The sequence below is a fragment of the Kitasatospora sp. MBT63 genome, assembly GCF_000710465.2.
Taxonomy (GTDB): domain Bacteria; phylum Actinomycetota; class Actinomycetes; order Streptomycetales; family Streptomycetaceae; genus Kitasatospora.
The window spans coordinates 1-12,034 of record NZ_JAIZ01000639.1 but is presented as its reverse complement, the minus strand read 5'-3'; the positions used below and the strand labels follow the sequence as shown (position 1 = coordinate 12,034).

The window sequence follows — 12,034 nt, the reverse complement described above, 5'->3', positions numbered from 1 at the left end:
GGCCTGCTGCTGCCGGAGCGCCGCTGAGGGCGCGGCCCCGGGCAGGCGTGTCCGGGTGCGGGCGGCCGCGGGGCTTGGCAGGGTTGGGACGTGATGTCCCGCCGGCGAACCCCCTTGGAGCCCCCGTCATGAGCGCGCAACCGCAGGCCCAGATCGGCGTCACCGGACTGGCCGTCATGGGCAGCAACCTGGCCCGGAACTTCGCCCGCCACGGCTACCGGGTCGCGGTCCACAACCGGACCGGGTCGAAGACCACGGCGCTGGTGGAGGAGTTCGGGCACGAGGGGGACTTCCGGCCGTCCGGGAGCGTCGAGGAGTTCGTGGCCTCGCTGGAGCGGCCCCGGCGCATCGTGATCATGGTCAAGGCGGGGGCGCCGACCGACGCCGTCATCGACGAGCTGGTCCCGCTGCTCGACCAGGGCGACGTGGTGGTGGACGGCGGGAACGCGCACTTCCTCGACACCCGCCGCCGCGAGAAGGCGCTGCGCGAACGCGGGCTGCACTTCGTCGGCACCGGCATCTCCGGCGGTGAGCAGGGCGCGCTGGAGGGCCCGAGCATCATGCCCGGCGGCACCGAGGAGTCGTATCGGGTGCTCGGCCCGCTGCTGGAGGACATCGCGGCGAAGGTCGACGGCGAGCCCTGCTGCACCCACGTCGGCCCGGACGGGGCCGGCCACTTCGTCAAGATGGTGCACAACGGCATCGAGTACGCCGACATGCAGCTCATCGCCGAGGCCTACGACCTGCTGCGGCACGGCGCCGGCCTGCAGCCCGCGGCCATCGCCGAGGTGTTCCGGACCTGGAACGGCGGCCGCCTGGAGTCCTACCTGATCGAGATCACCGCGGAGATCCTGGCGCACACCGACGCGGCCACCGGCAAGCCGTTCGTCGACGTGGTGCTGGACCAGGCCGAGCAGAAGGGCACCGGCCGCTGGACCGTGCAGACCGCGCTGGAGCTCGGGGTGCCGGTCAACGGGATCGCGGAGGCGGTGTTCGCCCGCTCGCTCTCCGGCAGCGACGCGCTGCGCGCGGCCACCCGCGGCCTGCCCGGGCCGACCGAGACCTGGCTCGACAGCGCCGCCGCGGACCGCTTCGCGGAGGACGTCGAGCAGGCGCTGTACGCCTCCAAGATCGTCGCCTACGCGCAGGGCTTCCACCAGATCCAGGCCGGCAGCGCCGAGTACGGCTGGTCGATCGACCCCGGCGCGATGGCGGTCATCTGGCGCGGCGGCTGCATCATCCGGGCCCGCTTCCTGGACCGGATCAGGGCCGCGTACCACGGGGACCGCGAGCTGCCCACGCTCCTGATCGACGACCACTTCCGGCAGGCCCTCGGCGACGCCCAGTCCGCCTGGCGCCGGGTGGTGTCGACCGCCGCGCAGCTGGGCGTTCCGGTGCCGGGCTTCGCCACCGCCCTCGCCTACTACGACAGCCTGCGCGCCGAGCGGCTGCCGGCCTGCCTGGTCCAGGGCCAGCGCGACTTCTTCGGCGCGCACACCTACCGGCGGGTCGACCGGGACGGCACCTTCCACACCCTCTGGGGCGACGACCGCAGCGAGGAGCAGCACTGACGGACCCGGCCCGGCGCGCGGGAGCGGTGAACGACCTGCGAACGATCTGTGCGGATGCCTGAAGATCCGCGACGTGGGGCCGGGTCCGGAACGTCACCTCCATGACGGGTAGTCAGCCCACGAATGGAGTCCCCCGCCATGCCGTTCCGCCTGCGCGCCCTGGCCGCGTCCGCCCGGTCGGGCCTGCTCCGCCTGCCCGGCCGGATGTCCTGGGACTACCCGCGCACGGGCAGACGGGGCGTCCGGCGCTGGCTGCCGTCCTGGCGGCAGTGGCTGGTGCTGACCGCGGCCGGGGCACTGGGGCTCGTGGCCCTGATCGGGGTCGCGTACGCCCGCACCGACATACCCGAGGACCTGAACGCCTTCGCCACCCAGCAGAACAACGTCTACTACTGGGCGGACGGCACCGAGATGGCCCGCACCGGGCTGACCAACCGCCAGGACGTCCCGCTGGACCAGGTGCCCGGACCGGTGAAGGGCGCCGTGCTGGCCGCCGAGAACGCCACCTTCTACTCCGACCACGGGGTCTCGCCCAGCGGCATTGCGCGGGCGCTGTACCGGACCGTCTCCGGCGGTGACACCCAGGGTGGCTCGACCATCACCCAGCAGTACGTCAAGAACGCCTACCTCAACCAGGACCGCACCCTGTCGCGGAAGTTCACCGAGGTCCTGCTGGCCGTCAAGCTCGACCGGCACCTCGACAAGGACGAGATCCTCGCGGGCTACCTCAACACCAGCTGGTTCGGCCGCGGCAGCTACGGCATCCAGCGCGCCGCACACGCCTACTACGGCAAGGACGTCTCCCAGCTCGACCCCAGCGAGGGCGCGATGCTCGCCGCCCTGCTCAAGGGCGCAGGCCTGTACGACCCGGCGCTGGGGCCGGCCGCGCACCAGCGGGCCGTGGAGCGCTGGTCCTGGATCCTGGACCGGATGGTGGAGACCGGGGCACTGACCGCCGCGCAGCGGGCCGGGTACACCGTCTTCCCCGAGCCGAGGACCCCCGAGCCGCAGGTCGGGATGGCCGGGCAGGTGGGGTACCTGGTCGAGGTGGCCCGCTCCTACGTGGAGTCCCACAGCGACATCACGCCCGCCCAGTTCGACCTGGGCGGCCACCAGATCTACACCACCTTCGAGAAGCCCCGCACGACGGCCCTGGCCGCGGCGGTCGGCCGGGCGGGCGCGGGGCTGAGCCCCGACACCAGGGCCGAGGACCGGTACGTCCGGGTGGGCGCCACCTCGGTCGCCGCGGACGGGCGGATCCTCGCCCTGTACGGCGGACCGGACTACCTCAAGCAGGGCTTCAACAACGCCAACACCTCCAACGTGCCGGTCGGTTCGGCGTTCGGCCCGCTGGTCTATGCCGCGGGCCTCGGCCAGGGCGTGCAGCGCGAGCGCGGGGGACCCCGGACCCCGGTCCTGCCCGGCACCCTCTACGACGGCGACGACGGGGTCAAGGTGATGACACCGGAGGGGCCGTACTGGGGACGCGACGGGAAGATCGTCAAGGGCCGCAACGCGGGCGGCCGGTCCTGGGGGAAGATCAGCCTGCACACCGCGGTGGCCCAGGCGGTGAACACCCCGATCATGCAGCTCGGCATGGACGTCGGCCTGGACAAGGTCCGCCGGACGGCACTCGACCTCGGCCTGCTGCCCGACAGCACCGGTCCGCTGGTCCCGGCCTTCTCGCTCGGCAACTCGACGCCCAGCACGATCCGGATGGCCGGCGCCTACAGCACCTTCGCCTCCGGCGGCCGGCACACCGACCCCTACTCGGTGCTGAAGGTCACCCGGGGCGGCGCCGACCTCCCGCTGCGGCTGCCGCCGACCGTCACCGCGATCACCCCGCAGGTCGCCGCGGAGGTCACCGACGCGCTGACGGACGCGGTCAAGGGCGGCAGCGCGGCCGGTGCGCAGGCCGTCGCGCCGGGCGCGGCGGGCACCTCGGGCACCTCCCAGGACAACACGGCCGGCTGGTTCGTCGGCACCGCCGGCACCACCTCGACGGCGGTCGTGGTCTTCCGGATGGACCCGAAGACGCTGGTCCTGCAGCCGCTGGACGGCCTCGGCGGCGGCGCGCCGGCGATGTCCGCCACCGGACTGCCGCTCGCGGTGTGGAGCGGCTACCAGCAGGCGGCGCCGGCGGGCTGACCGCCCGTCGGCGCCGCCCGGCGCGGGCTACCGGACGAAGGTGGACCAGTCCGGGGCCTGTGCGGGATCCAGCTGGCGCAGCCGGGCCAGCACCTGCGGATCCTGGGCGTCCATCCAGTCCGCCACCTCACGGAAGGAGACACAACGGACACCGTCCCGCCGGCAGACGTCCTTCATCACGTCCTCGACGGCCTTCATGTAGATGCCGCCGTTCCAGGTCTCGAAGTGGTTCCCGATGAACAGCGGCGCCCGGCTGCCGTTGTAGGCCCGCTCGAAGCCGTTGAGGTAGCCGTCCCTGGTCTGCTTCTCCCAGGCGGCGTACTTGGCGGGGTTGCCCTTGGTGTTGTCGCCGGACTGGTTGACCTGGAAGTTGAAGTCCATCGACAGCACCTGCTTGTCGGTCTGCGGGTACGGCACCAGCTGGAGCGGGAAGTTCCACACGCCGTTCAGCTTGTTCGGCCAGACCTGGAAGTCGCCCGGCGAGCTGGCGTCGTAGCGCCAGCCGAGCGCCTGCTCGGCCGGCAGCAGGGTCTTCTGCCCCTCCAGGCACGGCGCCCGGCCGCCGACCAGCTCCTTGCGGTAGTCGAACGGCAGCGGGGCGACGTCCTTGAAGCCGGTGTTGGTCCGCCAGTTCTCCACGAAGGAGTACGCCTGGTCGATCTCGCTGCGCCACTCGTCGGTGGACCAGTCGCCGCCGCCCTTGGCGCCGCAGAAGTGGCCGTTGAAGTGGGTGCCGATCTCGTCGCCGGCCTGCCAGGCCAGCCGCAGCTGCTCCAGGGTCTCCCGGACGTGGGCGTCGGTCGGGAAGTCGATCGCGGCGGCGCCCGCCGCGTGCTGCGGCGGCCGGTAGATCCCGCGTTTGGCGGCCGGGAGCAGGTAGATGCCGCTGAGGAAGAAGGTCATCCGGGCGTTGTTCTGCTCGGCGAGCTTGCGGAACCGGGAGAACAGGTGGTCGTCGTTCTCCAGCGCGCCGTCCCAGGAGAACACCACGAACTGCGGCGGCTTCTCACCGGGTTTCAGCCGCTCGGCGGGCTGCGGCCCGGGCTGGGGCCCGGTGTAGGAGGTGGAACCGTCGCCCAGCACGGTCACCTTGCCGTCCCAGGCGGGCTCGGCCGGGCGCGGCACCGGGAGCGGGAGCGGGAGCGGCGCCGGGGCGGCGGCGCTCGCCCCGGCGGCCTCCGGCGGGGCGTTCCCGGTGGATCCCGCCTCGGGGGCGCCCGCCCCCGCCAGGACCAGACTGCCCGCGAGCAGGGCAGCCGTGCGCTTTCCAGTCCTCACCATCGGCCTCGCTCCGTATCGATATCTGACGTGTCATCACCCCTTCCTACGTGGTGGGAAATGGATTGGTTTCGCATGATCTGAGACGTTTTTGGGCCCACCTCCACGGCCCCGGCCCCCGGCCGGGCCGCGCCCGCACTATTGACGGCGGTTCTAATAGTGCCTAGCTTCTGGACCGGGGCCGAATCCACCGAACCGAGGAGCCGCTGATGTCAGCACCCGCACGAGGGGCCGAGGCCGGACCGGACGCACCCGGGCGCGAACGCACCGCCCAGCGGCTGCTGGCCTCCTCCGCCAAGCTCTCCTTCGACCCGCTCAAGGACGTCGACTGGCAGTCCCCGCCCGTCCCCGGCCGCTACTACGCCCCGCCCCACCACCTGTCGCTCTACGGCACCGAGCTGTGGGACACGCTCGGCGAGGAGCAGCGGATCGAGCTGAGCAAGCACGAGGTCGCCAGCATCGCGGCCGTCGGCATCTGGTTCGAGGAGATCCTGATGCAGATGCTGCTGCGCCACGCCTTCGACCGGGACCCCACCACCGCACACGTCCAGTACGCGCTCACCGAGATCGCCGACGAGTGCCGGCACTCCGTCATGTTCGCCCGGATGATCTCCTGGATGGGTGTGCCCGCATACCGCCCGAACGCGCTGGCGCACAACCTCGGCCGGATCTTCAAGGCCACCTCCACGCACAGCCAGACCTTCGGCGGCACGATGTACGTCGAGGAGATCCTGGACGCCTTCCAGCGCGAGGTGATGAACGACGAGAGCCTGCAGCCGCTCACCCGCCAGGTCTCCCGGATCCACGTCATCGAGGAGTCCCGGCACATCAGCTACGCCCGCGAGGAGCTGCTGCGGGAGCGGCCCGGCCCGGTGCGCCGCCGCTGGGAGCAGCTGTTCGTCGGCCTGATCGTCTACTTCGCGACCGTCAGCCTGGTCAACCCCCGGCTGTACGCGGCCGTCGGCATCGACCCCGCGGCCGGGCGCCGCGCGGCCGCGGCCAACCCCCACTGGCGGGCCACCAAGGTCAGGCTGGCGGCCAAGGTGATCGGGGTACTGGACCGGGCCGGACTGGTCGGCCGGACCAACCGGTGGCTGCTGCGGGCGGCCGGCGTGCTGGCCTGAGACGGGTGCCCGGCGGTGAGCCCGGTGAGCCCGGTGAGCGGCGGTGAGCGGCGGCGCGGCGGGCCGGTGCGGCGGATGGCGGTGCCCGGCTGGCGGGCGCCGCGGCGCGGGCGGAGCCTGGCGGCACGTGTGCCCGCAACCCACCGGAGGAACCCCATGACCGTCACCGCCGACCTCGACAAGGTGCTCGACAAGGCCTACGAGAACCTCAGCCTGCCCGAGGTGCTGGACGCGCCCGTCGCCGCGCTCGCCGGAGTGACCGACGCGCACGGCGAGGCGCTGGCCGCGCTGCGGATCAAGACCGTCGGCGACCTCGGCCGCAACAAGTACGTCCGCTGGGCCGTCGCCATGGCGGATCTTCAGGACCGCACCAACTGACCGGGCGGCCCAGGCCCCCGGGTCACCCCGGGGGCCGGGGCCCTTCCGTGACCCCGGCCCCGGCCCCGGCCGCCCGCAGACGCAGGGCCAGCACCTCGACCTCCGCCCGGACACCGGCGTACCCGCCGGCCCGGATCAGCCCGAGCGTCGCCTTCGCGGCGGCCGGACTGCCGCCGAGCTCGGCCCGCAGCACCTTCATCACCGTGACCGCGCCTGCCGACGGATCGTCCAGCCGCAGGTGGACCGGACCGTGCCGGGCCAGCAGCCGCGCCCGCAGATCGGCCGGCACCGGGCCGGAGCCGCAGGCGATCGTGCCCGGACCGCACACCGCGCAGCTCACGTCGTACGACCACTCGACCTGCCCGCCGGCCGGCGACGCACCGGCGGTGCAGAGCGCGTCCCCGCCGCAGCTCTCGCAGTCGACCCGGTACTCGACTTCGTACATCAGGCCTCCCCCGGGCAGCGGTCACAGGCCGCGCAGCCGTTCCAGGTCCCGGCGCTCGCGCTTGGTGGGGCGGCCGGCGCCGCGGTCGCGGACGGCGGCCACCGGGATCTCGGCGCGCGGCGGGGGCGGCGGGCTGTTGTCCACGTAGCACTCGGCGGCGGGCGCAGGGCCGACCCGCTTGCGGACCAGCCGGGAGACCACCACCACCCGCTCCCGCCCGTCGTGGAAGACCCGCACCTCGTCTCCCGGGCGCAGCGCCTGAGCGGGCTTGACCCGGTCCCCGTTCACCTTCACGTGCCCGGCCCGGCAGGCCGCGGCCGCCAGCGCTCTGGTCTTGGTCAGCCGGACCGACCAGATCCAGCTGTCGACCCGCACCGATCCCTCGTCCGACTCCATACCCACGACCCTAGCCCGCCCGGCCGCCGGCACCGGAATCATTCCGCCGGGTCCTCGCCCTCGCCCTCGTCGTCGCCGTCGTCGCGGGCCGGGCGCTCGAAGACGATCTCCAGGCCGTCCCGCTCGTCCCACTGCTCGCCGACCTCGGCGAAGCCGAAACGCCGGACCACGGCCAGCGAGCCGGTGTTGTCCGGGGAGACGGTCGCCCGCACGGTCTCGACGGCGGGCTCGGTGGCGGCCAGGCGCAGCAGTTCGGCCAGGATCGCGGTGGCGTACCCCCGACGGCGGGCGGCCGGCAGCACCGAGTAGCCCACCTCCACCATGCCGGCCCCGTCCGGTGCGCCGTGGAACCCGGCGTACCCGACCACCGCACCGTCCGCCCGGTCGACCGCGACCCGCACCAGCCACGGCGCGTCCTGCGGCCGCTCGGCGAGCTGGGCGAGCCGGTAGCCCCACAGCCAGCGGGCCTGCTCGGTGAGGAAGTACGGATCGAGCGCGGTGCCGACCAGCGCGCCGGCGCCCGCGAGGTCCCCGGCCAGCAGGGCGGTCAGCGCGGGCGCGGGCAGCGGCAGGAACCGGATCCGCTGCGAGGGGGTGCGCGCGGGGTGGGTGGTGAGGGTGTCCATGGGCGGATCGTCGGGCCACCGCCGCCGCCATGTCCAGCGGATTTCCCGTGCGGCGGGGTCAGCCGACCGGGATGCCCAGGCCCTCCAGCACGGTCGCGGTGGGCAGTTCGGCGAGCAGCCGGCCCGGCAGCCAGAGCTTCGCGCCGCGGACGCCCGCGCCGACCACCACCCGCGGGTGGGCGGCCACCGCGGCGTCGACCAGGACTGGCCAGTCGGCGGGGAGCCCGATCGGGGTGATGCCGCCGTACTCCATTCCGGTGGCCGCCAGCACGGCCTCCACCGGCGCGAACGAGGCCTTGCGGGCGTCCAGGTGGCGCCGGACCAGGCCGTTGACGTCGGCCCGGGTGGTCGCGGCGACCAGGCAGGCCGCGTACGTCGTGACGGCGCCCCGGCGGGCCGCGACCACCACGCAGTTGGCGGAGTCGGCCAGGGCCACCCCGTACCGCTCGCAGAACGCCGCGGTGTCGGCGAGCTCCGGGTCGATCGCGGCGGCCGCGACCTCGGCGGCCCGGTCGGCGGGCCAGCCGGCGAGGGCGGCCGCGACCGGCGCGGCGAGCAGGTCGGGACGGGTCAGCGCGGGCCGGGTGCCGAGTGTGGTGTCCATCCGGCCATCCAAGCGCATCCGGGGGCCGAACCCGGGGCCGGAGGGCCGGTCGCCGCCCGCACGGCGCGCCGGGGCTGCTGTACTGGTGGCTCAGGTCCGACAGTTGACGACCCAAGGAGACGTGATGGCGCACGCACGGGCCGGCGAGCAGGCACAGCCAGGGGATCTGGTCGACGTGGCGAGGCTGGTGACGGCGTACTACACGCTGCACCCCGACCCGCAGGAGCCGGGGCAGCGGGTCGCGTTCGGGACCTCCGGGCACCGCGGCAGCTCCCTGGACACCGCCTTCAACGAGGACCACATCGCCGCCACCACCCAGGCGATCTGCGAGTACCGGGCCGCCCGGGGCACCACCGGACCGCTGTTCCTCGGCGCGGACACCCACGCCCTTTCGGAGCCCGCCCGGGCCACCGCGATCGAGGTGCTCGCCGCCAACCACGTCACACTGCTGCTGGACAGCGAGGACGGCTACACGCCCACGCCCGCCGTCTCGCACGCCATCCTCGCCCACAACCGCGCCAACCCGCTGGCCCGCGCCGACGGGATCGTGGTCACCCCGTCGCACAACCCCCCGCGCGACGGCGGGTTCAAGTACAACCCGCCGAACGGCGGGCCGGCCGGCTCCGACGCCACCGGCTGGATCCAGGACCGCGCCAACGAGCTGATCCGCGCCGGCCTGGCCGGCGTCCGCCGGATGCCGTACCCGAAGGCCCTGGCGGCGGACACCACCGGGCGCTACGACTTCCTCGGCCGCTACACCGAGGACCTGCCGTCCGTGCTCGACCTGGACGCCGTACGGGCGGCCGGGGTGCGGATCGGCGCCGACCCGCTCGGCGGCGCCTCCGTCGCGTACTGGGGCCGGATCGCCGAGACGCACCGGCTCGACCTGACGGTGGTCAACCCGCTCACCGACCCGGCCTGGCGGTTCATGACGCTCGACTGGGACGGCAGGATCCGGATGGACTGCTCCTCCCCGTACGCGATGGCCTCGCTGATCGGCCGCCGTGACGAGTACACCGTCGCCACCGGCAACGACGCCGACGCCGACCGGCACGGCATCGTCACCCCCGACGGCGGGCTGATGAACCCCAACCACTACCTGGCCGTCGCCATCGACTACCTCTACCGCCACCGCGCCGACTGGCCCGCCACCGCGGCGGTCGGCAAGACCCTGGTCTCCTCCTCGATGATCGACCGGGTGGCGGGTGAACTGAAGCGCGACCTGGTGGAGGTGCCGGTCGGCTTCAAGTGGTTCGTCGACGGGCTGCTTGAGGGCACCATCGCGTTCGGCGGCGAGGAGTCCGCCGGGGCGTCGTTCCTGCGGCGCGACGGCGGGGTCTGGACCACCGACAAGGACGGCATCCTGCTGGCGCTGCTCGCCTCCGAGATCACCGCCGTCACCGACCGCAGCCCCTCCCAGCACTACGACGACCTGACCGCCCGCTTCGGTGCCCCCGCCTACGCCCGGGTCGACGCCCCGGCCGACCGCACCCAGAAGGCCGCGCTGGCCAGGCTCTCCGCCGACCAGGTCGACGCCGACCGGCTGGGGGGCGAGCCGATCACCGCCGTGCTGACCGAGGCCCCCGGCAACGGCGCGGCCATCGGCGGCCTGAAGGTCTGCACCGAGAACGCCTGGTTCGCGGCGCGCCCCTCCGGCACCGAGGACGTCTACAAGATCTACGCCGAGAGCTTCCACGGCCCCGACCACCTCGCGCAGGTCCAGGACCAGGCACGGGCGCTGGTCGCCCAGGTACTGGGCGCCTGAGAACGGCCCGGCCCCGGACCGTACGCGGCGGCCCGTCGCGCGGCGGCCCGGGGCCGGACCGGCCGTTCCCCGTTCCCAGGTCCCCGGTCCGCGGACGGCCGACGGATCGAGGACTCAGGACACCAGGCCCAGGGAGGTACCCGTGCACTACCGGTCCGGCCCCGACCGGCGGTGGGAGCTGGCCCAGGCGCTGCCGCACCCGCTGCTGCGCCCGGGCGTCCACGGCTACCGGGGTGTCCGCCTCGCGCCCGGCGGGCCGCGCCGGCGGCTGGAGGTCCCGACCGGCGAGGTCACCCTCTTCCTCGGGTTCGACCGCCCGATCCGGATCACCGATGCCGCCGGCGCCCGCACCGAATCGTTCGGCTCGCTGCTCTCCGGCCCGCGGACCCGCGGGTCCACCGGCGAGCACGACGGCGGGCTGTACGGCGTCGAGGTGGTGATGGCGCCCTGGGCGGCGTACCGGATCTTCTCGCTGCCGATGTCCGAACTCACCGGCCGAGCGGTCGAGTTGGAGGACGTGCTGGGTGCTCGGGCGGCGCGGACCCTGACCGGCCGGCTGGCCGGCGCACCCGACTGGCCCCGGCGGTTCGCCGCCCTCGACGCCACCCTGGTCCGGCTGCACGGCGCCGGACCGCAGCCCGCGCCGCAGGTGGTGGCGGTCCGGGAGGAACTGATCCGCACGGCCGGCCTGGTGCCGGTCCAGGACCTCGTGGCACTCAGCGGCTGGAGCTGGCGGCAGCTGGACCGGCGCTTCCGCGAGCAGGTCGGCCTCGGCCCGAAGGCCGTCGCCCGGGTGCTGCGGCTGCGGGGCTACCTGCGGCTGACCGAACTCGGCCGCCCGCCCGCCGAGGAGGCGCCCGCGGCCGGGTACTACGACCAGGCCCATCTGTGCCGTGAGTTCCGGGCCATGACCGGTCTGACGCCCGGCCGGTTCCTGGCCGAGCGGCGGACGGTGAAGCCGGGGCCGCCCGCCCCCGATTGGCTGAGCGGCGAGGTCACCAGCGTCGTCCTTCCCCCGTGACGCGTGCGACCCCCGGCCCTCACCGGACCGGGCGGCCCCGGCGGCTTCGTCAGCGGGGCCTGGCGGCCCTGCCGTTGCGGGGGCGGGCGGCGCCCACCCGGTGGCAGCACGCGGAGGTCCCGGCGCCGCGCGCGTCGTTCGCGTCATCCGGGCCCGGACGGCGGGCCGGCGCCGCGGAGGCGGGGATCCTGGCGGTGGGTCGGGACACGAGACGCCTCCAGCGATGTGGTTGACCGGGACGCGACGAACGTAGTCAACCTGCTCCACCGCCGTATTGGACGAATTGGTCATGGCTGCCGGGGGCCCGGGATCCGGCTCCGGCACCGCCCGCTCCCCGGCCCCGCACACCGGGGGAGGGCCGCTGGCCCAGGTGGCGGTACCGGGTGCCCCTTGCGCGTGGACCGGTCACCCGTCCCCGCGGGCCCCGGCCCGCCGCCCGACCGGCCGTCAGCGGACGCCCCGGACCCGCTCCCTGCGGCCCCGCGCCCCGCCTCCGAGCCGCCGTCCACCGGCCGGCGGACGGACCGTCACCCGGCCGTCCGACAGCAGGCAGGCCCGGTCCGCCCACCCCTAACCTCGCCTCATGGACATCGACCGTCGCTCAGTGCTGCGCCGCGCCGCGCAGGCCGCCTCGGCCGGCGCGGCGGCCGCGTTGGTGGCAGCGGGCCCGCCCCGCCA

Annotated in this window: 11 protein-coding genes; 6 read left to right on the top strand and 5 right to left on the bottom strand. The window is 74.3% G+C overall.

Annotated elements, in window-relative coordinates; all coding sequences use genetic code 11:
• The first annotated feature begins 128 nt into the window (after positions 1–128).
• Positions 129–1,571 carry an NADP-dependent phosphogluconate dehydrogenase gene (gene gndA / locus AA75_RS33520; RefSeq protein ID WP_033824126.1) on the top strand — a complete coding sequence of 481 codons (1,443 nt, stop codon included), beginning with the start codon at positions 129–131 and terminating at the stop codon, positions 1,569–1,571.
• A 138-nt stretch (positions 1,572–1,709) separates the two neighbouring features.
• Positions 1,710–3,719: a transglycosylase domain-containing protein gene (locus tag AA75_RS33515; protein ID WP_233289302.1), complete on the top strand. Its 2,010-nt coding sequence runs from the start codon at positions 1,710–1,712 to the stop codon at positions 3,717–3,719.
• A 27-nt stretch (positions 3,720–3,746) separates the two neighbouring features.
• Here AA75_RS33515 and AA75_RS33510 read toward each other — a convergent pair whose 3' ends face one another.
• Positions 3,747–5,000 carry a hypothetical protein gene (locus AA75_RS33510; RefSeq protein WP_082527015.1) on the bottom strand — a complete coding sequence of 418 codons (1,254 nt, stop codon included), beginning with the start codon at positions 4,998–5,000 and terminating at the stop codon, positions 3,747–3,749.
• Between the two features lie 206 nt (positions 5,001–5,206).
• Between AA75_RS33510 and AA75_RS33505 the strand changes: the two genes are divergently transcribed.
• Both AA75_RS33505 and AA75_RS33500 read left to right on the top strand, forming a co-directional pair.
• Complete coding sequence (locus AA75_RS33505) at positions 5,207–6,121, top strand: diiron oxygenase (protein ID WP_033824124.1); 915 nt, start codon at positions 5,207–5,209, stop codon at positions 6,119–6,121.
• Positions 6,122–6,277: 156 nt separating this feature from the next.
• Positions 6,278–6,499, top strand: a complete 222-nt coding sequence (locus tag AA75_RS33500; protein ID WP_033824123.1) for a hypothetical protein — start codon at positions 6,278–6,280, stop codon at positions 6,497–6,499.
• A 22-nt stretch (positions 6,500–6,521) separates the two neighbouring features.
• On the opposite strand, the gene AA75_RS33495 is transcribed toward AA75_RS33500, so the two are convergent.
• From AA75_RS33495 to AA75_RS33480, 4 genes are read right to left on the bottom strand one after another with little or no spacing between them, the layout of a single operon-like run.
• The gene (locus AA75_RS33495) at positions 6,522–6,944 is read right to left on the bottom strand and encodes a hypothetical protein (RefSeq protein ID WP_051813936.1); all 423 of its coding nucleotides are present in this window, start codon (positions 6,942–6,944) and stop codon (positions 6,522–6,524) included.
• A gap of 21 nt (positions 6,945–6,965) precedes the next feature.
• Positions 6,966–7,340, bottom strand: coding sequence for a S4 domain-containing protein (locus AA75_RS33490; RefSeq protein WP_033824122.1), 375 nt, complete (start codon positions 7,338–7,340; stop codon positions 6,966–6,968).
• A gap of 38 nt (positions 7,341–7,378) precedes the next feature.
• Entirely contained in the window at positions 7,379–7,966 is a 588-nt protein-coding gene (locus tag AA75_RS33485; RefSeq protein ID WP_051813935.1) for a GNAT family N-acetyltransferase, read from the bottom strand.
• A gap of 58 nt (positions 7,967–8,024) precedes the next feature.
• The gene (locus tag AA75_RS33480) at positions 8,025–8,570 is read right to left on the bottom strand and encodes a YbaK/EbsC family protein (protein ID WP_033824121.1); all 546 of its coding nucleotides are present in this window, start codon (positions 8,568–8,570) and stop codon (positions 8,025–8,027) included.
• Between the two features lie 124 nt (positions 8,571–8,694).
• Between AA75_RS33480 and pgm the strand changes: the two genes are divergently transcribed.
• Together pgm and AA75_RS33470 are read left to right on the top strand one after the other, a co-directional pair.
• Complete coding sequence (pgm, locus tag AA75_RS33475) at positions 8,695–10,335, top strand: phosphoglucomutase (alpha-D-glucose-1,6-bisphosphate-dependent) (protein ID WP_033824120.1); 1,641 nt, start codon at positions 8,695–8,697, stop codon at positions 10,333–10,335.
• 142 nt (positions 10,336–10,477) lie between these two features.
• Entirely contained in the window at positions 10,478–11,356 is an 879-nt protein-coding gene (locus AA75_RS33470; RefSeq protein ID WP_033824119.1) for an AraC family transcriptional regulator, read from the top strand.
• Positions 11,357–12,034 lie beyond the last annotated feature (678 nt).